18 protein-coding genes are annotated in these 23,925 nt (G+C 58.1%); 6 read left to right on the forward strand and 12 right to left on the reverse strand.

Annotated elements, in window-relative coordinates:
* Positions 1–158: 158 nt before the first annotated feature.
* A complete protein-coding gene (locus H8274_RS00170) occupies positions 159–650 on the forward strand; it encodes a hypothetical protein (RefSeq protein ID WP_065414675.1) in 492 nt (163 codons plus the stop codon).
* On the opposite strand, the gene H8274_RS00175 is transcribed toward H8274_RS00170, so the two are convergent.
* From H8274_RS00175 to H8274_RS09535, 3 genes are all read right to left on the reverse strand, one after another.
* Positions 634–3,726, reverse strand: coding sequence for an ATP-dependent RNA helicase (locus H8274_RS00175; protein ID WP_244924476.1), 3,093 nt, complete (start codon positions 3,724–3,726; stop codon positions 634–636). The two genes, H8274_RS00170 and H8274_RS00175, sit on opposite strands and share 17 nt — an antisense overlap.
* Positions 3,727–3,860: 134 nt before the next feature.
* Positions 3,861–4,574, reverse strand: a complete 714-nt coding sequence (locus tag H8274_RS00180; protein WP_065414677.1) for a response regulator transcription factor — start codon at positions 4,572–4,574, stop codon at positions 3,861–3,863.
* A gap of 67 nt (positions 4,575–4,641) precedes the next feature.
* On the reverse strand, positions 4,642–5,853 hold the full coding sequence (locus H8274_RS09535) for a sensor histidine kinase (RefSeq protein WP_244924477.1): 1,212 nt from the start codon (positions 5,851–5,853) through the stop codon (positions 4,642–4,644).
* 201 nt (positions 5,854–6,054) lie between these two features.
* On the opposite strand from H8274_RS09535, the gene H8274_RS00190 reads away from it, so the two are divergent.
* The 3 genes from H8274_RS00190 to H8274_RS00200 all read left to right on the forward strand — a co-directional run bounded on the left by H8274_RS00190 (position 6,055) and on the right by H8274_RS00200 (position 9,188).
* A complete protein-coding gene (locus H8274_RS00190; protein ID WP_082160037.1) occupies positions 6,055–6,819 on the forward strand; it encodes an ABC transporter ATP-binding protein in 765 nt (254 codons plus the stop codon).
* The gene (locus H8274_RS00195; RefSeq protein ID WP_185933517.1) at positions 6,816–8,252 is read left to right on the forward strand and encodes an FtsX-like permease family protein; all 1,437 of its coding nucleotides are present in this window, start codon (positions 6,816–6,818) and stop codon (positions 8,250–8,252) included. Before H8274_RS00190 ends, H8274_RS00195 begins: the two co-directional genes overlap by 4 nt.
* A 375-nt stretch (positions 8,253–8,627) precedes the next feature.
* Complete coding sequence (locus H8274_RS00200; RefSeq protein ID WP_074660927.1) at positions 8,628–9,188, forward strand: flavodoxin; 561 nt, start codon at positions 8,628–8,630, stop codon at positions 9,186–9,188.
* Between the two features lie 277 nt (positions 9,189–9,465).
* On the opposite strand, the gene H8274_RS00205 is transcribed toward H8274_RS00200, so the two are convergent.
* From H8274_RS00205 to nrdF, 3 genes are all read right to left on the reverse strand, one after another.
* Positions 9,466–10,443, reverse strand: a complete 978-nt coding sequence (locus H8274_RS00205; protein ID WP_065414707.1) for a diaminopimelate dehydrogenase — start codon at positions 10,441–10,443, stop codon at positions 9,466–9,468.
* 147 nt (positions 10,444–10,590) lie between these two features.
* Entirely contained in the window at positions 10,591–11,208 is a 618-nt protein-coding gene (locus H8274_RS00210; protein ID WP_185933518.1) for a TetR/AcrR family transcriptional regulator, read from the reverse strand.
* A gap of 338 nt (positions 11,209–11,546) precedes the next feature.
* Entirely contained in the window at positions 11,547–12,524 is a 978-nt protein-coding gene (gene nrdF / locus H8274_RS00215) for a class 1b ribonucleoside-diphosphate reductase subunit beta (RefSeq protein ID WP_141670078.1), read from the reverse strand.
* Positions 12,525–12,908: 384 nt separating this feature from the next.
* Here nrdF and H8274_RS00220 point away from each other — a divergent pair, with 384 nt between their 5' ends.
* Positions 12,909–16,277: a DEAD/DEAH box helicase gene (locus H8274_RS00220; protein ID WP_185933519.1), complete on the forward strand. Its 3,369-nt coding sequence runs from the start codon at positions 12,909–12,911 to the stop codon at positions 16,275–16,277.
* Between the two features lie 13 nt (positions 16,278–16,290).
* Here H8274_RS00220 and H8274_RS09940 read toward each other — a convergent pair whose 3' ends face one another.
* The 5 genes from H8274_RS09940 to nrdH all read right to left on the reverse strand — a co-directional run bounded on the left by H8274_RS09940 (position 16,291) and on the right by nrdH (position 20,070).
* The gene (locus tag H8274_RS09940; RefSeq protein ID WP_074660933.1) at positions 16,291–16,593 is read right to left on the reverse strand and encodes a type II toxin-antitoxin system RelE family toxin; all 303 of its coding nucleotides are present in this window, start codon (positions 16,591–16,593) and stop codon (positions 16,291–16,293) included.
* Positions 16,538–16,765, reverse strand: a complete 228-nt coding sequence (locus H8274_RS00230) for a ribbon-helix-helix protein, CopG family (protein WP_049619571.1) — start codon at positions 16,763–16,765, stop codon at positions 16,538–16,540. Before H8274_RS00230 ends, H8274_RS09940 begins: the two co-directional genes overlap by 56 nt.
* A 233-nt stretch (positions 16,766–16,998) precedes the next feature.
* Positions 16,999–19,290, reverse strand: coding sequence for a class 1b ribonucleoside-diphosphate reductase subunit alpha (gene nrdE / locus H8274_RS00235; protein WP_185933520.1), 2,292 nt, complete (start codon positions 19,288–19,290; stop codon positions 16,999–17,001).
* Positions 19,287–19,694, reverse strand: coding sequence for a class Ib ribonucleoside-diphosphate reductase assembly flavoprotein NrdI (gene nrdI, locus H8274_RS00240; RefSeq protein WP_049619570.1), 408 nt, complete (start codon positions 19,692–19,694; stop codon positions 19,287–19,289). Before nrdI ends, nrdE begins: the two co-directional genes overlap by 4 nt.
* A gap of 76 nt (positions 19,695–19,770) precedes the next feature.
* Positions 19,771–20,070, reverse strand: coding sequence for a glutaredoxin-like protein NrdH (gene nrdH / locus H8274_RS00245; RefSeq protein ID WP_185933521.1), 300 nt, complete (start codon positions 20,068–20,070; stop codon positions 19,771–19,773).
* An 843-nt stretch (positions 20,071–20,913) separates the two neighbouring features.
* Between nrdH and H8274_RS00250 the strand changes: the two genes are divergently transcribed.
* The gene (locus H8274_RS00250) at positions 20,914–21,327 is read left to right on the forward strand and encodes a Fur family transcriptional regulator (protein WP_256332498.1); all 414 of its coding nucleotides are present in this window, start codon (positions 20,914–20,916) and stop codon (positions 21,325–21,327) included.
* Between the two features lie 793 nt (positions 21,328–22,120).
* Here H8274_RS00250 and H8274_RS00255 read toward each other — a convergent pair.
* Entirely contained in the window at positions 22,121–23,797 is a 1,677-nt protein-coding gene (locus H8274_RS00255) for an MFS transporter (protein WP_065414684.1), read from the reverse strand.
* Positions 23,798–23,925 lie beyond the last annotated feature (128 nt).

Raw genomic sequence — 23,925 nt, forward strand, 5'->3', positions numbered from 1 at the left:
GCCCGGGCCGCAAACGGCCCTGAGATAAGAAGCCCGGCGGCAAGAGGCCCAGCGGTAAGAAACCCGGCGGCAAAACGGTTTTGGGTAGAGAGAAACGGCCGCAGTGGAAGCACTCGCGGCTGCGCGAGCAAACAGAATACGGAAAGCAAAGACCATAGATGTTTAAAAAATTTAGAGAAAAGCGGCGCCGCGAGCGCGAGGAAAACCGCTCCAATTTCGCGGAATTACCGATCAAGAATGATTCCGACCTGCGCGAATTTCTAGTCACCCGGTTCCGGGCGAAACAACAGGAAGACGGCGTGCACTATGCCTTCCGGGTGGTATGGAAATCTGATGACAAGTCCCAAGCAGTGCTTGCCTCCTACGCGCCCGTTCCCGAGCTCGGCGATCTCGCTTATTTCACGGCGCCGCTGGTCGATGGTCCGACGGAGGGGGTACTTCGCAGAATCATGCAGGAAAACGCCCGCCTACTGGAAGGCGATCTGGTGATGTTCGAATCGATGCTTGCCATGCGTATTACCGTCCCCCTTGGCGAGGTTACGGGCTCGCAGCTGTATAGCCAGTTGCAGCATTTCGCGGCCGGTGCCAACTCGATCCGGGAACAGTTCGCCGATGAAGTCCAGTCACCCTCCCTCACTTTCGGGTACTGATTCTCGATCTTTTGGCGCGGCTGGTGGGTTCGGCATTCGCGCCATCTTCTGGCCAGGGATGTTTCGGATACCGGCCACGCATATCCGCCCGTACATCCGCGTAGGGGCCGGCCCAAAAACTAGCCAGGTCATCCGTGATTGCCACCGGTCGTTTCGCGGGAGATAACAATTCCAAAGTGATCGGCACTTTTCCGCCGGCAATGCACGGCGTTGCTTTCCACCCGAACGCCTCCTGCACCCGCAAACGGACGGTAGGGCGCGCCCGCGAATAATCAATTCGCCGGTTCTCCCCGGTAGGAATCTGGATCGCCGCGGGTGCATATTCGGCGAGCCGCGCGGCTTGCTCCCATGGCACAAGCCGCATCAACTGTGCCGCCGAAATCGACGCAAAGCTCCCGCCACGCACGAACTCATCCAATTCCGGCCCAGCTAATTCGTCTAATCTAGCGGCCAATGTTTCACGTGAAACATTCGGCCACGGATCCCCTAAAGCGTCATGCAAAAATTGCAGACGCTCGCGCAATTCTGCCCCTTCCCGCGAAAACTCAAGCGGCAAAGAACCATCCGCAACCGCTTTTTCCAGCCACGCCCGCGCCGCCTCGCGCGGCACTTTATCCACGGTTCGGCGGCGTAAGTGGATCGCTCCCAACCAGTCGTTTTCTTCCGCGCGCAGGCGTTTGCGTTTACCTTGAGTTAGTTCGACGTCGGTGGTGGTTCGCGCCATGTTTTTCCCGGCTTGCAAGGCATCGGCTTCCGCAATGGGGATCGCGGCGCGAATCATGGCATCAGCCCGGCCTGGTGAAGTGGTCAAAGAAGAAATCGCTAACCATTCCTCGCCGATGAGCGGTGAATCTTCCGGGAGTACCGCGCCCGCCCCGCCCGTGAGCACGTAGCGCGCGGAGGGCCGCGCGGGGTTGCTGCTCGGCCGGGCCCGGGCAATCCGGTCCGGGTAGGCAGCGGCCACGATCAACGCCGTCGCATCTACCTCCGAAAGCGGCGCGGAGCTAGATCTATCCGCAGCCCGGGAGCCGGTCCCACCAGCGCGCTGAATTTCTTTTTCTAAACGGGAGGTTTGCTGCCGCCATTCGCGAGCCAGATGCGCTTGGCTTCCTCCCCGGCTCCCGCCACGGCCGCTGCCTCCGCCTTGCATTACGCGCCGCCAGGAACTTAGATCTGCTCCGGGCAGGCGCGGTTCGAGAGCCAGCATGGCGCCGATTTGGGCGGCGCGGCGCGGGCCGATACGTGGGTCAGCGGCACCCGTGAGCACCCCGCGCGCAATCCGCACATCCATCGGCATGCGTGCATACACCCGGGCTTCGGGCAAAGCCTTACCTTCTGGCCCCAGCAAACCCAGGTCTTGCAATACTCCTTCGGCGGCTGAAAGTGCGGGCGCGGGCGGCGCGGTAAGCAACGTTAGTCCTTCCCCGCGCGGGGTTCCCCACACGGCCATTTGGAGCGCGAAATCGGTGAGGTCCGCCGTCGTTATTTCGGGAGCGGCTTGATCGGCCAGCCGCGCCCAGGTCGATTCGGCCATCACCCGGTACACCGTGCCCGGGCCGAGCCGCGCCGCCCGGCCGGCGCGCTGTTCACCTTCTGCCTGTGACTCCAAAACAGTCACCAAGCCAGAAATACCGCTCGCATAATCCGTGTGCGGGCGGCGAGAAAGCCCGGAATCAACCACCACGGAAACTCCTGGCACCGTCAAAGATGATTCCGCTATAGAAGTGGAAACAATAATCCGCCGCGGCGCTGCCTGCCCGCCGCCGGCCGGCACTTCCTGCTGTTGTTTGCCCGTCACTTGCGATTCTTGCTTGCCCGGATTTTCCGGCGCGGAAAGCACATAGTCTTGCGCGGCCGCATCCAAAGAACCGTGCAATTGTAGAACTTCCACGGCCTTGCTGGCACGCACCTCGCTGGCGAGCACCTCGCTGGCAAGCGCCTTGCCGGCAAGCAATCCGGCCACGGTTTCCACTTCCCGCCGGCCCGGCACAAACACCAAAATATTGCCCGTGGTTTCCGTCAGCGCCCGCCGCGCGGTAGCCGCTACGTGGCCCAAAAACTCGCGCCGCACCCCGATCGCCCCGTCGCGTCCAATCGTGCCCAGTGGTTCTGCACCGCGACCGGGCGCCGCATAACGTACCGCGAGTGGATAAACCTCACCCTGGATTCGCACCGCTCGCACACCGGAATCGCCCGTTTCAGTTTCGACACCAACGTTTCCGCCATCCTCGTTGCTACTAGCTTGCGGCTTCGCTTCTCCTTCGCGCGTTACAGCGCCCTCGCTAGGTACACCGCCCTCGCTGGTTACGCTACCTTCGCTAGGTACACCGCCCTCGCTGGTTACGCTACCTTCGCTAGGTACACCGCCCTCGCTGTGTGTACTGCCCTCACTGGGTGCGCTGCCGGCAGCACTCTCGGTTTGGCCCGCCGCGCTTGCGGCTTCACCCGCCGCACTTGCCAAGCATTTTGTAATTTCGGCGGTATTCAAGGTGGCAGACATAGCTATAAGCGCTAGATCCGGGCGCAAAGCGGCGCGCACGTCGAGTGCAAAGGCCAGCGCAATATCCGCATCGAGGTGGCGTTCGTGGATCTCATCCAAAATTATGGCGTCCACTCCGGGCAGTTCCGGGTCTGCTTGCAAACGCCGTACCAGCACACCCGGAGTAACCATTTCAATCTGTGTCTGCGCGCTAGTACGGTTCTCCCCGCGCACTGCAAACCCCACGGTTTTCCCGATCGGTTCCCCCAAAAGGGCGGCAATCCGCCGAGCCGCGGCCCGCGCGGCCACGCGGCGTGGCTGCATAACTAACACCCGGGTTGCTTCCCGCACCGGTCCCGCTTGCGTCTGGGAAAATGCCGGCGCCGCTTTATCCCCAAAAAGTTCCGCCGCACCCGGATCGCCTGCCACCCAAGTGGCAACCAGCGGGGGAATCAGTGTGGTCTTCCCGGTACCGGGCGGGGCCTCAATAACGGCAAGCCCGCGCGATTCTTCCAGCGCCTGCCACACGTCTGCCAACTGGGTGGCGACCGGCAAAGCAGGAGGTTCACGAAGCAGATCACATAAAGAACGCGGCATTACTCCATGCTATCGGGTAGCGCCCGACTGTCGAGTGGCCGAGTGGCGCCGCTACCGGGTCGCGGTGCACCGTCAGGTGGCGCAGCGCTGTCAGGTGGCGCCGCTGCCGGAGCCGTATTACCGGGTGGGTCGTATTATCGGGTAGCGCCGTGGTCGGTGAGGTAGGCGAGCACGGCCCGCACGCGCCGATTCTCCTCCCCCGGTTCCATGCCGAGTTTCTGGAAAATACTGGCCACGTGCTTGGAAATCGTTGCCCCGGAAAGGTACAGCTTTTCGGCCATTTGCGAGTTGGAAAGCCCCTCGGCCATGAGCGCCAAAATTTCCATTTCCCGTTCCGTCATCTCCGCCAAGCGCGAGCGCGAACCGCGCATTAATTCCCCGGCCACTTCCGGATCGACGACGACGCCGCCCGCCGCCACCACATCCAGGGATCGCATGAAGTCCGCAACCCGGGCCACGCGGTCTTTCAGCAGGTAGGCAAGCCCGCCCGTAGGTTCTTCTCCGCTGGTCGCCACTCCCCCGGTATTTCCGAATCCCCCAGCATTCCTGAAACCGGAGGGGTCAAAAAGTTCGCGTGCATAGGCCGGGGCCACGTATTGGGAGAGGACCACGATGCCAATACTGGGATGGGCGCGGCGGATTTCCACGGCGGCCCGCAAACCGTCGTCGGTCATATTTGGCGGCATTCGCACGTCCGTAATAATCACGTCTACCGGTGTTTCGGCTACGGTGGCGAGCAGTTCGGGCGCGCTTGCCACCTGGGCGCACACCTCGTGTTTGCGCCGTTCCAAAATGCCCACTAAACCTTCGCGGAACAAAGCCGAATCATCTGCCACTATCACCTTCATTATTGCCTCTCCTGCCTGCGCTTTGCGGCGCGGGTTCGCACTTGGACGCACTGGTAACGCGCTTGCCTCAACTATCGCTATTCTCCCGGATTTCGTGCCCTTCTTGGCGGGCGCGAGACTCGCCGGCTACGCCAAACTCGCCGCGTTGTAACAGCAAAGGAATACGGGCGGCAACCACCGTGGGCCCGCCCGGCGGGGAGGAAACCGTGAGAGAACCGCCAAAGGAGGCCAGTCTTTCCGCCAAACCGGCCAGACCGCCACCTTCGCGTAAGACGGCGCCGCCCGGGCCGTCGTCGCTCACCGAGACCACCAAGTTATCCCCGGCCGTCAATAACACCACCACGTGGGCATCGCGCGCGTATTTCGCCGCGTTCGTGAGGGCTTCTGATGCGGCGAAATATCCCGCGGCCGTCACCCCCTCCGTTATTTCCGGCAAGGGTTCGGGAACCACTAATTCCACATCCAAAGGTGAAGTTTCTGCAAGGTCGCGCACGGCAGCTTCCAAACCCAGATCGGACAGCACTTTGGGGTGGATTCCGGCCACGGTACGCCGCAAAGCACGCAAAGCCAGTTCGGTGCGGTCTTGCGCGGAGGCCATTAAACTGCGTGCTTCCGCCAAACTCTCCCTGAAATCCGCCGTCAAATCCGCATCCGAGGCGGGCGCACTCCCAATTGCCGGAGGGTTTTCCAAGACCGCCTGGCCGCCACCCGCTTCAGACTGCGCGACAGGAGTGTTTTGCGCGGCTGCGGTATCCTGTGTGGCCGCTTCAGAATGCGTGCCCGCGGCGGCCCGGGCGGCATCGCTGGCCTGAGCTGCGGCTTTCGCCTGGGTGGCCGCCTTCGCCTGGGTGGCCGCGTCCGCCTGGGTGGCGGCGTCGTCCAAAATGAGCGCGGCTTCGCCCACGTCGATTGATGCGGCCACGAGGAACTGTTGGGCGCCGTCGTGCAGATCGCGTTCGATGCGGCGCCTTTCAATTTCGAAGGCGGCTGCCACCTGGCGCCGCGCGGCGACGTCGTACCCGTATTCGGCAGCGGAAACGCTCCACGTGGAAGTTTCGCGCTGCCGGGAAAACTCGCGCGCACTATTTCGCGCACGCACCACGCACCACACTGCGGCAAGCCAGCTGAGACCGACGAGGATTAGAAACACCGGGTAGCCGTAACTGCGCAATCCAGCGCAGAGCAGCAGAAACCCGAACAGTGAGCAGAACCCGGCTCCCGCCCCGTATAAGAACATGCACCACGACGATTTACGCAGTGCGCACCGAGAATTACGCATGCATCTCCCTCCTCACCCGCGGCGCAAAAGGCACAGGAAGCGCAGAAGGTGACGGCCAAATGGTCATGCCTTTATCTTCTCACTTGCGCGGCACAGATACTGAACGGCGCGGATACTGCGCGGCACAGGTAGACTCAGCTCTACCTTATTGCGATACTCAGGGCCGTTCCGCCGGTCCGGCCCGCGCGCCAGAATCGAAGCATGACAACACAAACATCAACGCTCCACACCGCGAGCCTTATGAAGAATTTTGGGAAGGTGCGCGCCCTGCGCGGGGTGACGCTCGATATCCCCTCCGGCCAAACCGTGGCCATTATGGGGCCTTCCGGTTCCGGTAAGTCCACCTTGTTGCACTGCTTGGCGGGTATCATGGCCCCTTCGAGCGGCACCGTCTTTTTGGGAAATACTGAGATTTCCGCGCTTTCCGATGCGAAACGCTCCAAGTTGCGGCTCGCCCGCATGGGTTTCGTGTTCCAAGACGGCCAGCTCATCCCTGAATTACCGGCGCGCGAAAACGTGGCCGTGCCGCTCATGTTAGGCGGGACGCGGCGCGGGAACGCCCTAAAGGTAGCCGATGAGTGGCTGGCCCGGCTCGGCGTGGATCGCGAGCGCAAGCGCCGGCCCGGGGAAATGTCTGGTGGGCAGATGCAGCGCGTGGCTATCGCCCGTGCCCTGGCCGGCAGTCCCGCCGTCGTTTTCGCGGACGAACCTACCGGCGCGCTCGACCAGTCCACCGGGCACGAGGTCATGCAGATTCTGACGACGACGGTGCGCATGTCCGGTGCCACGCTCGTCATGGTGACGCACGATCCGAAGGTCGCCCAATGGTGTGATCGGCTAGTGGAAATTCGCGATGGTGTGGTTCACGCCGATTCCCAACCGAACGCTGCGAACGCCCCAGAACAACCTGGCCAGCCCGGCCAACCGAACGCGGCGACTCAGCAAGCTGCGGGAGGCCAGCAATGAACACTTTGAAATTAGCGCCCATGCTCACCGCCGGGCGGATCAAAGCTCGGCAAGGTGACGGCTGGCTAGACGTGTTAGCCGTCATTACCTTCGCCATTTCAGCAGCTTTAGCTCTCACGGTGGCGGGTGGCGCATGGATGTTTTACGGCTGGTATACCGATCCGAGCCCGGAGATTGCGCAAGGTTTCTTGGAAATCTCCGGCACGGCAGAGCTTAGTGGAGACATCGCCGCCCAAGCGGACTCCGTAAAACTTTGGGCCCTACAGTACTTTATTCTCGCCGGTTTTGCTTGCGGGCTTTTGGTAGTACCAGTGTTTTCGCTCGGTTCTTCCGCTGCCCAGCTGGGTGCTGCTGGCCGGGCCCGCCGCCTGGCGTCCTTGCGGCTGGTGGGTATGACGGGCGGGCAAACCACTCTCATGACCGTGGCCGAAACCGTAGTGCAATGGGTAATCGGCGCGACTATCGGGAGCGCTGCTTACCTCGCAACTTTGCCGCTATGGCAACACGGCTCCTTTGTGGGGCAAAGAATTATTTGGCAACACATGCTTCTACCCTGGTGGCTATTCGCGCTCATTTTGCTGGCGTTGCTCTTGATCGCTGTGCTTTCCACGGTCTCCGGTCTGCAGAAAGTGCGCATCTCCCCGCTCGGGGTGGCCCGCCACCAAAGCTCGGCGGCTTTGCGCTGGTGGCGTCTGCTCGTTTTGGCTCTCGCTATCATCATATTCATCGCATATATGTTGAAACGCGGAAGCTACCAAGAAATAGGAACCTGGGTAATTATAAGCCTGACGTTAGCGGGCGTAATTGCCGGTATTACAGTTGCCGCGCCTTTCATTATTCAGGTACTGGCCTGGCCTCTCACAAAAGTCAATAGCGTTCCGGTGCTCCTTGCGGCCCGCCACATTCTCGATAACCCGCGTGCCATATGGCGTACGGTCAGCGGTATTATTCTGCTCTGTTTTATCGCTGGTTACACTTCAATAAGTTCCGTAGCTTTCACCAAAGACGGCGTTACCCGGGGCGATCTCTGGTTCCTCCACGATATTCGTTTTGGCGTGCTGATTACCTTGACGGTTGGCTTCGTGGTAGCGGCGATTGGGATTCTTATCAACCAGGCTTCCGATATTTTCGATCGGGGCCGGCAAACCCAAGCTTTGCGTTACTTGGGTTTCCCCACGCGAATCTTCTCTGCCACACGGCTGGTACAAAGCTTCGGACCGCTCCTAGTATGCGCGATTCTATTCACCACCCTGGGCCGCTGGCTCGCTAGCTTTATGATTCCGGCCAGTAAGAGCGACTACATTGAAAGCGATAACCTGGTGGTACTCCTCGCGGTATTAGGTATCGGTTTGGCCATGTGCCTGGTGGCTCTGCTCGTGGTGGCCCCGCTAGAAAAGCGCGTGGTCTTACGCCAAGGGCGACAAAACGACTAGCCACCGACCGCGCATGGTACTTACCACCGACCGCGCATGGTATTTACCGCCGGGCCGCCGGGAGCATAGTACTTACCATCGGGCCGCTGGGAGGAAGTTTTCCTGCCGGCGGCCCGAGTGTACGCCGCTGTTAACGGAGCATTTCTAGAGGCAGATACCACAGGCGCACACCGCCGGTTTACACCCTTAGTCCCACTTTCAAGTGATAATGTGGCTAGAGAATGTTTTGGGTATCGCATCGTCTCGAAGTTGTGACGCGCGTATCCGCCCAAGCAGGACGTGCGGCTAATATGATTGAGGCGTTTAACGCCGAGTTGTGCACTAGGAGTTTCTCGGTGTGTAAATGCAGTTCGCCTGCGATTGAGGAGTAGAGGAATGGACCAAATCCGCGCGGCCCTCGTGTATTTTTCACGGGGCGGGATGTCGATGTGGTTTACCGGGACGGCGGTTCGTCAACCTGGCAATACGGAACGGTTGATGCAGCTTGTCAAGGACGAACTTGAACGCGGCGGGGCTTGTGCAACCCTCGACACTTATCGAATCCTGCCGGCTGATCCTTACCCGGAAGATGTGGACGAAGCAAAAACGCGGAACTTCGCGGAACAGGATGACCACGCCATGCCGGAAATCGCCGAACCGGTACCGAGCTTGGCCGATTATGACGTGATTGTCTTGGGCTTCCCCGTGTGGGGCGATAGCGTGCCGCGGATTATTTCTTCTTACCTCTCCCAAGCTTCAGTAGGAGAGTCCCTAATTTTGCCTTTCGTTACGTGGTCCTTGAGCCCGCTGTGCGTGAACATTACCGGCACGATCGCGCTCGTGGCGCCCGATGCTACCGTTGGCCTGCCCATGTACATCCGCGGTGAAGACGTAGAACGCGAACGCACGCTCGAACACGTGCATGAATGGCTCGAAAGCGCCGACCTAACTTCATAAGCCGCACTGATTTCTAAGTCGGACCAACTTCCTAACGGAAGCTGGCCCGACTTTCTAGCGGAACCTGCCCGGCTCGAACTGCTAGGTGCAAAACTGCTTGGCGCAAACTGCCCGATTCGAACTGCTTAGGCGCAAACTTTAGCGCCGCCCACGCTGGTCCCGATTGCGAGATACCCAGCGCGGGCGGCGCTTTGTTACCTTATTTACGGCGTGCTACTGCTTATTTGCGGCGTGCTACCGATTAAATACGGCGCACTACTTGCTTATTTACGGCTCGCTACAGCCAGTGCTGGCGCAGTTCGGCCGGGTCTGCCGCTACTAGCTGGGCCGGCGGCACATCGAAGAGCGTGATTGCACCCGTGGCACCCGCCGCGGCCATGCGGGCCACGGCCCGCGCGGAAGCAGCGAGTACCGAACCCGTAAATTCTGGGTTCGAATCTAGTTTGAGCTCGCCATGTACCACCTGCGTGGTTCCCGGCGTCGTCTCCCCGATGCGGATCACGTGCCCGCCGTGCGGCATACCCGTATGATCCCGCGCAAATTCGGCTTCCGAAATGAAGTTCACTTCGGTCTCGTAGGGAGCGAAATAGTCGGGCATGGTCACGATCGCTTCGCGCACCGCATCCGCATCGGCACCTTCTTCGAGCACTACGAACACTTGACGGCGATGCTTTTCCGCCGTGCTCAGCTCCAGCTTTTCGCCCGCGAGGATGCGCTGCATATTCTCTTCCACGGGGAGCGTGTACTGTACCGCGTGCTTCACCCCGGAAATCCGCCTTACCGCATCCGAATGCCCTTGCGAAAGGCCCGGCCCCCAGAAAGTGTAGGTTTCCCCGGCCGGCAAGAAAGCCAGACCATAGGCGCGTTGCAGGGAGAAGAACCCAGGATCCCAACCCGAAGAAATCAGGGCGAGCGTGCCATGCTCCTTGGCGGTAGCGTCCACGGCCGCGAAATGCGCGGGGATATGCGCGTGGTTATCGAAAGAATCGACCACGTTGAAATGCTCGGCTACCTGCGGAGTTTGGGTTTCCAGATCGGTTGCGGAACCGCCGCAGTTAATAACGACGTCGATCTTGCCCACCCAGCTGGGTAGCTCGCGCAAAGCCACCACGGGAGCACCAGCGGTGACCACAGTTTCCGGGGCGCGGCGCGTAAATACCGCCAGCAGCTCCATATCTTCGGCATGGGCGAGAGCTTTTTCCACCCCGCGGCCCAAATTGCCGTACCCGTTAATTGCTACTCGGATCTTTCCCATAATGGCAATGCCCCTTTCTTCTGTTTCCGCAAAGCGCGGTGCCGGTGACGAGAAGAGCGTAATGCCTTCACGGGCCAGCGCCCCGGAGGCCAGCATATTTTGAGATATATCCGGAGCATATCTACACTTCGCGCTGCTATCGGCCCGTCACTTTTCTGCTTGCGCCGCCTGTGCCATCTGGAAGACCAATTCCCGGGCCGCGGCACACACTTTCTCGGTTTGCGTGCCCGCACTTACCTGTTTGAAACCGTCGTAAATGATGGCACGGGTGAATGAGGTCCAAATATCCGGATCTGCCGCCCCTATATCTTTCCACGCCATCTTCAGTTGCTCACTGAAGAAATCGTGCACGCGATCGACGTCTTTTTGTGCCTCAGAACGCCGCGCTTCAGAAACCGGTTTGCCGTGCGTGCTACGCATCAAACCCATGAGCCAGCCGTGTGAGGACCGCGTGCCTGATTGCCTAATGCAAGCCACCACGAGCGTAGCTAAACGTTGCGCGGGTTCGGCATCCATGTCCACGTGTTGCATGACTTCCGCCCGCCATTTGGGCACGTTCCGATCCAAAACCATGAGGCGTAAATCATCCACGGAATCCACGTAGCGGTAAATTGAGTTGCGGGCAATCCCCGCTTTGGCAGCTACCGCGCCGGCGGAAAGGGCGCGCGGACCTTGCGTACGCAAAATTTTTTCCGCCGCTTCTACGATGCGGTTTGTCATCATTTCCCGGTGCTCACGCACCGTCGGAGCTTCGATTTTCGGCATCCCTCCTCCTTCCTTCTGGGACCATTGTACGACCTTTTATTTAGCGACGTCGTACGATGAGCCCCGCGAAAGAGGTGGACTTGTTGCCCATTTTGGGTAACACCTGCCGCCCGCCCAAATAATTTCCGGGCCGGAGGTCCTATGCTTCAGGGCGGAGGTCACCCGTCCACTTCAGGGCAGAAGTTACCAGTCCCGCCTGCCCAGCCAGGCCCCAGTCCCGCCCACCGGGCCAACCGCCCTGCCCACAGAGCGACCTATCCCTCCCGCCGGCAAGGCCAAGCCGGTCCGCGCGCCGGGCCAACTGTCCTGCCTCCCGGGAAGGCCATCCCGAACTCCGGCTAGAAATCCCAGTCGTCGTCTTCCGTGGCTTCCACCTCGCCAATCACGTAGGAAGAACCGGAACCAGAGAAGAAATCGTGGTTCTCATCGGCCCCCGGAGAAAGCGCCGCCAAGATCGCCGGATTCACGTTCGTCTGTTCGGCCGGGAAGAGCGCTTCGTAGCCCAAATTCATGAGCGCCTTATTGCCGTTATAGCGGAGGAAGGCACATACATCTTCCGTCAATCCCATTTCGTCATACAGGGAGGAGGTGTATTCCACTTCGTTTTCGTACAGGTCTTGCAGCAGGTTGAAAGTGTATTCCTTGAGCTCCTCGCGCCGCTTTTGGGAAGCCTTGCGCAATGCCACCTGGAACTTGTAACCAATGTAGTAGCCGTGCACGGCCTCATCGCGAATAATCAGGCGAATCAGATCCGCGGTATTGGTGAGCTGGCCGTGCGCGGACCAGTACATGGGCGCATAGAAACCGGAGTAGAAAAGGAAAGATTCGAGCATCGTCGAAGCTACCTTGCGCTTTTCCGGATCGTCCCCGCGATAATAATCGAGCACAATCTGCGCCTTCTTCTGCAAGAACTCGTTATTCTCCGACCATTCGAAAGTCTCGTCGATTTCCTCGGTAGAAATCAGGGTAGAGAAAATCGAAGAATACGACTTCGCGTGCACGGATTCCATAAAGGCAATATTCGTGTACACGGCTTCCTCATGCGGTGTGATCGCATCCGGAATCAGGGAGACCGCACCCACCGTGCCCTGGATCGTATCCAGCAAAGTAAGACCGGTAAATACGCGCGTGGTCATCCGCTGTTCGTGGGGCTGCAAGCTGTTCCACGACTGAATATCGTTCGAAAGCGGCACCTTCTCCGGGAGCCAGAAATTACCCGTCAACCGGTCCCACACCTCGAGGTCCTTTTCATCCTCCAGGCGGTTCCAGTTGATCGCACTGACCGAACTGACCAGCTTGAGCTTCGGCTGGATCATGCTGTTTCCTTCCCGCGGAGCGCCGCGCTCCCGCATGTTTTGGCTCCGCTTGCGCTAGATTTCGGAGCGCCGGTAGTGCCCAAGTTTGCCACGCACGCCCGCCATCTCCAATGCCCCACGTCGCAAAGTTTTCAAATATTTTTTTGTGGGGGTGGTGCGTGCCATGCCGCTTCGTATGGTTTCGTGTCGCCGCAGGCCGCTTCGCGCTACCACTCGCTTACCTACCCGCCAGCTCGGCCGCCCTGTTCTGTTTTTCTTTTCGACGCCGCCGCCCCCGCCCTTTTCGACGCCGCCCCCGCCTCTTCTTTTCGACGCCGCCGCTCGCGCCCCTGCCACGATTTTCGCGGTAATGCGCAGGCACGCCAATAGTTCTAAAATGAGAGAATGGCCGAAAACATACGGGAGCAGATTGCGGCATTGCGTGATGCGCAAATCATCAGCATCGTCGGCGAAACTATGTTTTCCCGCGGGTATCAATATTTCATCAATGAGCACGTGTTACATACCGATGAAGAACCCGAATTGGCGGGCGGCATTTCCGCGGTGGTGCTGGGCAGTGGCCGCTCCTACCGCGTCGTAATTAACTCTCTGCATCCTTTCTACGCTACCTGCGGATGCCCAGTGCGCGTGCGGTGTAAACATATTGCCGCCACCTTGCTGGCCGTGCGTGCCGAAAGCAGTTCTTGGCGTGAGCAGCTATACATGTTAGGTAGCGGCCGCCAGGTAACTAAGGCAAATCAGCACGAGCCGGAATATGAGCGGCTTGGCCTTCGTTTGGCGCGCACTAAAACCGGGATTAAACTGCGGCCTTTGCGTCAGTTGCGAGCCGGTAACTGGACGCCAAACCAGATGAGTTGGAACCAGTTTGCCCAAAGGCAGCGCCCCGGCGCACGTACCGGAAGCCGGCTAGCCGTCCCCGCGCACCGCGCGGCCCTGCAGAATTTTATGCGGCAGGTTTCTTCCGGCTACCGCTCCCCGCACGAAGGCCTAACTTTGCGCGACCTCGGCAGCATGGCGCTGGCTTTACTGGCACAGGCCGCACAGGCCGGAGTGGAACTATTTTGGCAAGACACTTCGCATCCCCTCGAGATCTCTGCCGATCCGTGGGAAGTTTGCGCAGATGTTACCCTGCTGGATAGCGGAGATTTGCAGGTGCGTATTCTGGCGCTCGGGGCCGATGGGCGGCGGGTGGAAGTATTGGAAAACACCAAGCCTCTGCTTGGTCTGCTGGTCACCGATAATGGGGCGATTCTCGGCGCACTACCGCAAAGTACATCTAAGGCCGTAGCTGCCCTTTTGTGCACAAACCACCCAATTTCCGTGCCGCAAAAAGACCGGCTCGAGTTCGAAACCGCGTTCCTGCCCTCTTTGGAGAAAATTCTTCCGGTTTCTTCCCGCGATGATTCCTACCACCCGTGCCGGGTTTCCCCGCCCCGCCTGTGCCTGGAAGTATCCCGGCCCGAATCAGGCTACTTCGAAATCACGGCCAAACAGCAAGTCAGTCTGGAAGGCGGCGCAGCAGAACTGCGCGGCGCCGCGGAAAACACCGCACCTGAAACCACGCTCGCCGCGGAAGCAAGCACTGCGGCCAGCGAAGAAAGCACCGAAGCAGACGCCGCAGCCGCTATCGAAAGCAGGGAAGACGGCGTCGAACCGCAACGTGAATCACAACCTGAAGCTCAACCTGAACCCCAGATCGCGCCAATTGCGGACTATATGGCTCTCAGAGATGATATCGAGACCTGTTTGCGGCTGTGGGAAAACAGCGCGGTAGGCGGAGTACCAACTTCTTTGCGTTCGGCGCTACTGCTCTCGCAGTTTCACACCAGCGCGGCAGAAATTAACGCTTGGGGTTCTAATACCACTAACCTAAATTTTGAGCAGTTTGCGCGTTTCCAAGGAGAGCTCGCCCCGCGCCTGGAAGAGGCTGGGATCCGCGTCTTCTACGCCGATGGCGCCCAGTTGCATATTTCGCACGAAAAACCCGTGATTGAAACCCGGATCCAGGAGAGCAATGACTGGCTAGACCTAGGGATCGTGGTAACAATCGGGGATTTTGAGGTGCCTTTGCCTGAACTTTATGAGGCCCTCACCAATAACTATGACTATGTGATACGCGGGGACGTAATGATTCCGCTCGGCCCGGATTTTGATCCGCTCCGCGCATTGCTCTCCAGTGCCGCCGCGCTCGGCGAAGTGACACCGAAAACCGTGCGGGTGCCAACCGTGCGCGCGCACGCCCTGTACCTTTCGGAAAGCCAGTTGACGGCGTCGAAAAATATTCGCAAAAAACTGCGGGAACTGGAACGCCTGGGAGATCCGGAACCTTTGCCGGAACACGTTTCGGCTACTTTGCGCGGCTATCAACAAAACGGGTACGCCTGGCTCACGCATTTGGCGCGGGCAAATTTTGGTGGCGTTCTGGCCGACGATATGGGCCTGGGCAAAACCCTACAAATCCTCACGATGATTCAACGCCTGCAGGAAACCGGGGAACGGGAAGGGCCGGTGCTGATCGTGGCCCCCACTTCGGTGGTTTCGAATTGGCAGGCAGAGGCGCAAAAATTCACGCCGCAACTGCGGGTGCAAGTGGTGCGTAATTCGGCAAAACGGCGCCGCGAATCGATCCCGGAACTTGCCAGCTCAGCCGATATCGTGGTCACTTCCTATACTTTGGCACGGATCGACGCCAAGGAATACCGCCGCGTACAGTGGGGTGGCGTGGTTGCCGACGAAGCACAAGCAATCAAAAACCCGGCTACGAATTCCTATAAGGCGATTGCGGATTTGCGGCGGCCGTGGACCTTCGCGGTAACCGGCACCCCGATTGAGAACTCGCTAGGTGATTTGGCGGCGCTCCTATATTTGACGGCGCCCGGGTTGCTTCCTAACCGCACGGTTTTTTGGGAAAAATTCCGCAAACCTATCGAGCGGCGTGGCGATCAGGAAGCTACCAAGCTATTGCAACGCCTGGTGCATCCCTTCATTATGCGACGCCGGAAGAATGACGTAGCTCAAGATTTGCCGGAGAAGGTAGAAAACACCATTTTGGTGGAGCTAACGCCCAAGCATATGCGCCGGTACCGGCAACAATTGGAACGGGAACGCCAAGAAGTGTTGGGGCTGATCGAGGACGTGGATCATAACCGCATCTCAATCTTGGCTTCGCTAACGCGGTTGCGGCGGCTGGCTATTGACCCGGGCTTGTTTGACGAAAAGGCCGGCCTTTCAGAATCTGCGAAGACCGAACGGCTTGTGGAACACTTGCAAGAGCTATTGCCAGAAGGGCACCAGGTGCTCGTCTTTTCCCAGTTCACGAGCTATTTGGAGCGGATTGCGCGGCGCTTGGGTGAAGCTGGGATTAGCTACTCGTACCTGGATGGTTCAACCCGAGACCGTGACGGCGCAATCGCAAGTTTCCGCGAGGGCGAAAACCCCGTATTCTTGATTTCTCTAAAGGCGGGCGGCACCGGCCTCAACCTAGTGGAAGCAGACTACGTTTACATTATGGATCCGTGGTGGAATCCGGCCGCCGAAGAACAAGCGATTGACCGCAGCCACCGCATCGGGCAAGGCAAACAGGTGATGGTGTACCGGCTGGTCTCCCAAGGCACGATCGAAGAAAAAGTGGTAGCCCTGCAGGATCGCAAACGGAGCCTAGCCGGAATCGTCAACTCCGGCGCGGATCGGCCCATCACGGCCGCCGACATGCGGGCCTTGCTCTCTGACGTCGGCTCCTCAGGTGGTTTCTAGTTTCAGCTACGAGTTACTCATAGATACGCGAGCGGTGCCCGACGGCTACCGCAAGGATAATGAAGTTCTCGTGATCAAGCCGCGTGACGACTCTCCAGTCACGCCACCTGTATCTACGTAGACCTGCTAACTTTCCAGAAAGGGGCTTCCCCTGTTTTTCAGGGAATCCAGTACTTGCCAAGTCACGCAAATATGCGGTGATTTCGCGAGCAACCTGTTTGTCTAGTTTCTTGAGATCTTTGAGAGCGCCGGGGAGGTATTCAATCTTCCAGCCCAAGGGCCACCTTGACCTGGGTCTCTGAGTAGCTAATGCCATCGCATTCGTAAGTTTCGAGACGTTCCAGGATCTCTTGTTCTACTAACAAATTATCAACTGTGGTCTCGATGGCTTGCCGGATATATTCGGAAGCAGGTTTTCCCGTAGCAGCTGAAAGTTTTTCGAGTTTTGCTGCCGTTTCTGCGCTTATTTCTACTGTTGTTGGAACCATGCTAACCCCCTTCGCTCCTGTCGTTCGCGGCAACCTCACCACGCGCATATAGTGACATTGTAAGAAAAACTAAGGGCGCCGCGAAAGCTATCCACAACTTCCGCGGCGCCCTTGTTGCGTGTATCCCCCGCACGCGCAACGCCTTCAATTACGCCTCACACGCGAGGTCCCCAGTTCTGACCTCCACCGGCGCCAGCCGCTACACCATGCACCCCGCTACACCATGCATCCCGCTACAACATGCAGGAAACGCAGCCTTCCACTTCGGTGCCGTGCAATGCTTGCTGCCGGATCCGCATGTAATAAAGGGTTTTGATGCCCTTACGCCAGGCGTAAATGTAGTTTCGGTTCACATCCCGCGTGGTCACCGTATCCGGGTAGAACAAGGTCAGGGATAGGCCTTGATCCACGTGCTGGGTGGCCACCGCATAGGTGTCAATAATCTTTTCCGGCCCGATTTCGTAGGCGTCCTCGAAGTATTCGAGGTTATCGTTCGTCATGTACGGCGCCGGGTAGTAGACGCGGCCCAGCTTGCCTTCCTTACGGATTTCGATCTTGGAAACAATCGGGTGAATCGAGGAAGTGGAATGGTTGATGTAGGAGATCGACCCGGTGGGCGGCACCGCCTGCAGGTTCTGGTTGTAGAGCCCGTAGGTGGCTACGTCTGCGGCCAGGGCCCGCCAATCCTCCCGGGTAGGAATATGGTGCCCGGCAAACAGTTCCCGCGTGCGCTCACATTTCGGTTCCCACACTTGGTTGAGGTACTTCTCAAAATACTCACCACTCGCGTAGGCAGAATTTTCAAACCCTTCGAAGCTTTCCCCGCGTTCCTTCGCAATCTCCATGGAGGCACGAATCGCATGGTAAGCCACGGTATAGAAATACATATTCGTAAAGTCCAGGGCTTCTTCCGAACCGTAATGGATCCGTTCCCGGCCCAGGTAGCCGTGCAGGTTCATCTGCCCCAACCCTATAGCGTGCGACATGTCGTTACCGCGTTTTATGGAAGGTACCGATTCGATCGAAGTTTGGGTAGAAACCGCGGTCAATGCCCGCACGGCGGTTTCCACAGTTTTTCCGAGCGAAGGCGAATCCATGGTTTTCGCAATATTTAGCGAGCCAAGGTTGCAAGAAATATCCTTGCCCACGTGCTCATACGAAAGATCCGGGTTATATGTGGAAGCTTCCGAAACCTGCAAAATCTCCGAGCACAGGTTAGACATTGTGATCTTGCCCTTGATGGGGTTTGCCCGGTTCGCGGTGTCCTCAAACAGTAGGTACGGGTATCCGGATTCAAACTGGATCTCCGCTAAGGTTTGGAAGAACTGGCGCGCATCCAAGGGATACTTGTGAATCCGCGTATCTGCGACCATTTCGTAATACTTCTCGGTCACATTTATTTCCGTGAAAGGCACCCCGTACACGCGTTCGACGTCGTATGGGGAAAACAGCCACATCGTTTCCTTTTTCTTCGCTAGTTCGAAAGTAATATCGGGAACGACGACGCCGAGGGAGAGCGTTTTGATGCGGATTTTTTCATCGGCATTTTCCCGCTTCGTATCCAGGAAACGCATAATATCCGGATGGTGTGCATGCAGATACACGGCACCCGCACCTTGCCGCGCTCCCAGCTGATTGGCGTACGAGAAGGCATCTTCGAGGAGTTTCATCACCGGGTTCACACCCGATGATTGGTTTTCGATGCGCTTGATGGGCGCGCCTTGTTCCCGCAGGTTAGAAAGATTGAGCGCCACCCCGCCGCCACGCTTCGAAAGCTGCAGGGAGGAGTTAACGGCCCGCGCAATCGATTCCATATTGTCTTCCACGCGGAGCAGGAAGCAGGAAACCAGTTCCCCACGGGCTTTCTTGCCAGCATTGAGGAAAGTAGGCGTGGCCGGTTGGAAACGCCCGGAAAGGATCTCCTCTACTAGATCCATGGCTAGCTTCTCATCGCCTTCGGCCAGCATGAGAGAAACCATGCACACGCGGTCTTCAAAAGTCTCCAAGTATTTCTTGCCGTCCCAGGTTTTCAAAGTGTAGGAACGGTAGTACTTGTAGGCACCCAGGAAGGTGGAGAAACGGAAATTGTGGGCATAAGCCGCCTGGTAGAGCTGCTTAATGAAATCCTTGCGGTACTGTTCGAGCACTTCTGCTTCGTAGTAGCCTTCCTGCACCAAGTAGGCGAGTTTTTCTTCCAAGGTTTCAAACCGCACGGTATTAGGAATAATGTGCTGGATGAAATACTGGCGGACGGCCTCAATATCGGCGTCGAACTGGATCTGCCCGTTCTCATCATAAAGATTGAGCTTGGCATTCAAAGAGCGATAGTCCAGCGCCGGATCCGGTGCCTGCCGGGGCGCGTGTTGCGGCTGCGGTGCGGGTGCCGGCTGCGGTGCGTGTGCCGGCTGCGGTGCAGGTGCCACCCCGCCCGCGGTGTTACCAGCCGCGGCAGTTGCGGCGGTTTTTTCAGCAGCCGCGGTAGCTTTCCCGGCCTCCGTACCGGCCGAAGTATTTACATCTTTCATTGCTGCTTCTCCCAAAACTCTTGCAAGCCCTGCTGTACTACCGCCACATCGGTAGGGGTGCCCAGGAGCTCAAACTTGTACATGAACGGGACCTTGCATTTCGCGGCGATAATATCGCCCGCCCAGCAGTAGTACTTCCCAAAGTTCGTGTTTCCACCCGCGATCACGCCGCGAATAAAAGAGCGATTGTGCGGGTCGTTCAAGAATTTGATGACGGGGCGCGGCACCGCCCCCTTTTCCCGCCCTCCCCCATAAGTGGGTGTAATCAGCACATACGGTTCATCCACGTGCGGGATGCCTTCCTCTCGCGTGTGAATAGGTATGCGCACTGCCGGCATGCCCAGCTTCTGCACGAACCGATGTGTATTACCCGTGGCCGAGGAGAAATAGACAATCAATCCCATAATCCCTACTTTCCGCAGCTCCTGCCGCCGGCGTAACTAGCCTCTACGCGGCAATCAGCGCCCGCGTAACTAGTTCCTACGCGGCAACCTCCGCCCGCGCGACAGCCTCTGCACGGTCTGTGCGCTGCGCTTCTTCCGCACGTGCATCCCGTGCGGCAACCAGCGCCTTAATCTGATCGGGCCGATAGCCCGACCAGTGCTTGCCATTTGCCACCACGACGGGAGCTTGCGCATACCCGAGGGCCTTAACCGCCGCTAGCGCCACGGCATCTTCCGTGAGGTCAACGGTGGTGTATTCCAGGCCGGCCTTATCCAGGGCCCGCTTCGTGGCATTGCACTGCACGCATGCCGGCTTCGTATAAACCGTGATACTCATCGTTTCTCCTCCGATTACTGAACTGCTGATTTGCTGAACTGCTGATTTGCTGAACTGCAAGAAACTCAGACCCGATCGCGGCCATTACCATCGAGATCCACATTGGCCGCGCCGCGTAGGCTTCAACACTACACCTTGTGATTGAAATTGGAAGTAACCACAAGGTGTTGTGGTTCGCTCGCTAATAACAAAGATGTCATTAACTGTGCATAAGAACCCCACTTCTGTGGATAACTTGTTGACCAGAGCGCCGCCAAAAAACCTCTTTCATGATCTTTATACACAGCCTTTCCACATTCTGTTCCACAGTCACAGACCCTTTAAGTGAATCGTTTATTTCTGCCGCGAAGACCCTTTTCAGGTGGCTGTTTTTCGTTGCAGTACCAATATTTTTGCGTTTCGTTAGCGGTGCGAAAACCGGGGCGATGGCGTCGGCGGCATCCACACTATGAAGCACATAAAGAATCCCCTCTTTGGATACGCGCACCCTGGGGAACAATTTGACCAAAGTTATCCACAGGCTGTGTATCTTTGCGGCAATGTATTAGCTCACCGCAGTCGGGCAGATAACCGGCCGCGCGAGCGGGCAGCCGTCCCGGATTCCTTTGGAAATAGAACACCAGGACAATAGAAAGTAGGTTAAATCGGCTATAATTGGCTCTCGAAGGGTGGCAAGCTGGTTAGTTAGTGCTAACTTCGCACCCGATTCCAGGCCCTCTCACCGATTCTGCCGGGATATGGTAGGTAGAAGGCGCAGAGGCGCTTCGGCAGAGTATTTTTCACACAGTAGGGCATATAGCAGAGGATAGAGCAGAGACGTAGATGGGCACCGATTTCACCAGGATGTTGAGGGACGCGGGCTTGCGAGCCACGGAGCCTCGGCTTGCGGTGCTCCGTGAAGTTGATAAGGGCGGCCATCTTTCCGCGGAGCAACTCCGCGCGGGAGTAATTGAGCAGCTCGGATCTGTTTCTGTGCAAGCGATTTACGATATCGTGCACACGCTCACCGAAAAAGGCATTTTGCGGAAGATGCAGCCTACTTCGAACGTGACGATGTATGAACTGAATCTGCAGGATAATCACCACCATATGATTTGCCGGTCCTGCGGGAAAATTGTGGACGTACCGTGCCCGCGAGCCGCAGCCCCATGCCTCTTACCAGCCGATCCGCGCGGCTGGGAGATTGACGAAGCCGAAATTACCTTCTGGGGTTACTGCCCCGAATGCCAGGAAGCCAGGCACGCGCCGGAAGAATAGGCGGCTACCAGCTCTGACCCAGCACCGATAGGGCCGCACTACGTGCACCCCACACAGGGCCCGCGCTAGCCTCATATTTGCTCGCGCCGGCTTTCCGCATTGCCGAACCGGCGCGCCATCCGCGCGCCATCCGCACGTCACCGTTATATAGCTCGCACAGGCAGAGCCCGGCTACAGGCATCGCATCGAGTTTGCGACTAAATCGAATTTGGGATTAAAGAGTAGGTGGCCGGGGTCCACGCTCCCCGGCCACCTGATCACCGCGCTAGAGCAAACATCGAACCAATGGGCACTGTTCGAGCAAACCAAACGCTCATCATGGCTGCAAGTGATCTCTATATATTTAGAAGGAGGGAACTCCTCCGTTGCGGGACGGGTCCACGCTCCCGTTTTCCCCGCTAACAAGTTCTATATAACTAGACAGCCCTGAGTTATCCATACAATCCGGCTGGGATTTTTCTGGGAAATTTGTTCTCTAGCTTGCCGTTCAGTACTCGCTCCGCGCATATCCGGCGCCTTTCGGTTGCGCCTTTGGGCGCGCCCGGGTAGCGAAACTCGTACCGCGCATATCCGGCGCCTTTCGGGCACTCGCGTAGCTTCTGCACACTTGCACGATTTCCGTATGAGCAGTGCTTTTCGTGCGCCTTAACGTGCTTCCGCGCCCGCGCTCAGGTGAGTCTGAACGTGGACGCGGAAGCGCGAAATAAGCGAGTTTTCTCTATTCTTCTCTAGAACCGCTAGCTCTATTCATCTTTAGAACTGCTTGCTCTAATCATCTTTAGAACTGCTTGCTCTATTCGTCTTTAGAATCGCGCCAGTCTTCTTTGTAAATGCGCCGGTCTTCTTCAAACATGCGGCGCTCCTCAGAAGTTTCCCGGCCCAGTGCGGTATCGCGCATTACCGGACTGACCCATTCCGCCGTCGCGGAAGAACCCCCGGCAGGTACCTTTACACCGGCAGCGGGGTCAACCACTTGCGCATCCTCACTATCGCCTACGAACTTGGAATCCAGATCCGCTTTGCGGCCCGTTGCCTTTTCGCGGCGGCCCCGCAAGGTCAGGTAGTTTTCGTGCACCCGTTGCTTGGTGAGCGGATACCAGAAAGCCATCACTAACCCGGCCAGCAGGTATAGCACTGCCGGCACGATCAGGAAGAGAAGGTACAGGCCATCGAGCACGCTTTGCGTTTGCGTCACGCCCTGTTCTACCGCGTGTTCGTTGTAGCCAATCGCCGTCAGCGACCAACCTCCAATAAATCCTGCCAGGGCCTGGCCGAGCTTACGCGCCCACGAGTAGATCGCGTAAATCGTGGCGTCGTCGCGCTCCCCTACCCGCACTTCCTGGTAGTCGATAACGTCCGTGATGATCGCCCACACCAGAGAATTGAAGGTGGAAAGGCCCAGTGCCATGAAGAAGTACAGCACCAGGAAAATCACCACGTTATCCAGGTGCAGGAAGTACATAACAATACCGACGACGCCGGAGAACAGCAGCGCCACACTAATGGCTTCCTTCTTACCGAAGTGAACGGTGAGCCACGCGCCGGTAATAGCAAGAAGTAGCACCGGAATGTTTTGTACCAGCCCGCCCCAAGACTGCAACTGCCCGTTACCGAAGTAATCCTGGAAGATAAACGGCATCACCTGGCCAGCGACGAAGGAACCTAGTAGCACCAAAATGGCGGCGCAGATGAGGGCGAGCAAAGCCCGGTTGGTGGCCACGGTTTTCAGCATGGCACCAAAGCCGGCCTTCTCGTGGTTCGGATCCACCTGCGGTTCCACACGTTCTTCCACATTGAAGAAGGTGATGTAGTAGGAAATGATCCCGCAAATCGCGCAAATAATCGCGGCAATCGCCATATTGTGCGGGTTCAGCACCTTTTGGCCCGTGGCTTCGTCGTAGGTGTAAACGAAGATCGGGAGGACGGTCTGGATACCCAGCGCGGCGATCATGGCACCGAGGGAACGGAACACGGAAAGGGAAGCCCGGTCCTTCGGATTGTCCGTAATTACCGAAGCCATGGAACCGTACGGGATGTTGATCATCGTGTACAGGAAGTTCCACAGCAGGTAGGTGCAAACCATGTAAACCAGTTTTCCGGTGGTGGAGAAGCTGGAAACGAAGGGTATGTACATGAGGGCGGAAGCCACGCAGATCGGAATCGCGATACGCCCGATCCATGGCCGGAAGCGTCCATGCTTGGTGGGCTTGAGAACATCTACAATGCGGCCGAAAATAACATCCCAGAATGCGTCAAAGAGGCGAACCACAAGCAGCATGGTGCCGATAAATCCGGGATTTACGCCCATGCGGGTGTAGAAGACCATGAAGAAGGCCATCTGCAAAATGAAGGTGAAGTCATTACCAACGTCACCGAACATGTACCCGATCTTGTCGCGTAACCCGAAGGGTCGTTTAGAAGTCACGCTACCGCTTCCTTGCGGTTGCGCCTGCTCGTCTTTCTTAGCCATAACTATTCTTCTTTCAGTTGGTAGATAGCGCGCCACCGCGGTGCGTGCGGGGCAACTATATCGGCATCACTAACTAGCGCGTTTACCTGCCACCGCCCCGAACGCGAGCGAGAGCTCGGGCGGTGGCT

The organism is Actinobaculum suis (assembly GCF_900618115.1).
GTDB classification, from domain to species: Bacteria; Actinomycetota; Actinomycetes; order Actinomycetales; family Actinomycetaceae; genus Actinobaculum; species Actinobaculum suis.

What these genes read in the sequence shown, in the direction of transcription:
- H8274_RS00170 (WP_065414675.1), top strand. Translation starts at nt 159, where the DNA reads ATGTTTAAAAAATTTAGAGAAAAGCGGCGCCGCGAGCGCGAGGAAAAC.
- H8274_RS00175 (WP_244924476.1), bottom strand. Translation starts at nt 3,726, where the DNA reads ATGCCGCGTTCTTTATGTGATCTGCTTCGTGAACCTCCTGCTTTGCCG.
- H8274_RS00180 (WP_065414677.1), bottom strand. Translation starts at nt 4,574, where the DNA reads ATGAAGGTGATAGTGGCAGATGATTCGGCTTTGTTCCGCGAAGGTTTA.
- H8274_RS09535 (WP_244924477.1), bottom strand. Translation starts at nt 5,853, where the DNA reads ATGCGTAATTCTCGGTGCGCACTGCGTAAATCGTCGTGGTGCATGTTC.
- H8274_RS00190 (WP_082160037.1), top strand. Translation starts at nt 6,055, where the DNA reads ATGACAACACAAACATCAACGCTCCACACCGCGAGCCTTATGAAGAAT.
- H8274_RS00195 (WP_185933517.1), top strand. Translation starts at nt 6,816, where the DNA reads ATGAACACTTTGAAATTAGCGCCCATGCTCACCGCCGGGCGGATCAAA.
- H8274_RS00200 (WP_074660927.1), top strand. Translation starts at nt 8,628, where the DNA reads ATGGACCAAATCCGCGCGGCCCTCGTGTATTTTTCACGGGGCGGGATG.
- H8274_RS00205 (WP_065414707.1), bottom strand. Translation starts at nt 10,443, where the DNA reads ATGGGAAAGATCCGAGTAGCAATTAACGGGTACGGCAATTTGGGCCGC.
- H8274_RS00210 (WP_185933518.1), bottom strand. Translation starts at nt 11,208, where the DNA reads ATGCCGAAAATCGAAGCTCCGACGGTGCGTGAGCACCGGGAAATGATG.
- nrdF (WP_141670078.1), bottom strand. Translation starts at nt 12,524, where the DNA reads ATGATCCAGCCGAAGCTCAAGCTGGTCAGTTCGGTCAGTGCGATCAAC.
- H8274_RS00220 (WP_185933519.1), top strand. Translation starts at nt 12,909, where the DNA reads ATGGCCGAAAACATACGGGAGCAGATTGCGGCATTGCGTGATGCGCAA.
- H8274_RS09940 (WP_074660933.1), bottom strand. Translation starts at nt 16,593, where the DNA reads ATGGCATTAGCTACTCAGAGACCCAGGTCAAGGTGGCCCTTGGGCTGG.
- H8274_RS00230 (WP_049619571.1), bottom strand. Translation starts at nt 16,765, where the DNA reads ATGGTTCCAACAACAGTAGAAATAAGCGCAGAAACGGCAGCAAAACTC.
- nrdE (WP_185933520.1), bottom strand. Translation starts at nt 19,290, where the DNA reads ATGAAAGATGTAAATACTTCGGCCGGTACGGAGGCCGGGAAAGCTACC.
- nrdI (WP_049619570.1), bottom strand. Translation starts at nt 19,694, where the DNA reads ATGGGATTGATTGTCTATTTCTCCTCGGCCACGGGTAATACACATCGG.
- nrdH (WP_185933521.1), bottom strand. Translation starts at nt 20,070, where the DNA reads ATGAGTATCACGGTTTATACGAAGCCGGCATGCGTGCAGTGCAATGCC.
- H8274_RS00250 (WP_256332498.1), top strand. Translation starts at nt 20,914, where the DNA reads ATGTTGAGGGACGCGGGCTTGCGAGCCACGGAGCCTCGGCTTGCGGTG.
- H8274_RS00255 (WP_065414684.1), bottom strand. Translation starts at nt 23,797, where the DNA reads ATGGCTAAGAAAGACGAGCAGGCGCAACCGCAAGGAAGCGGTAGCGTG.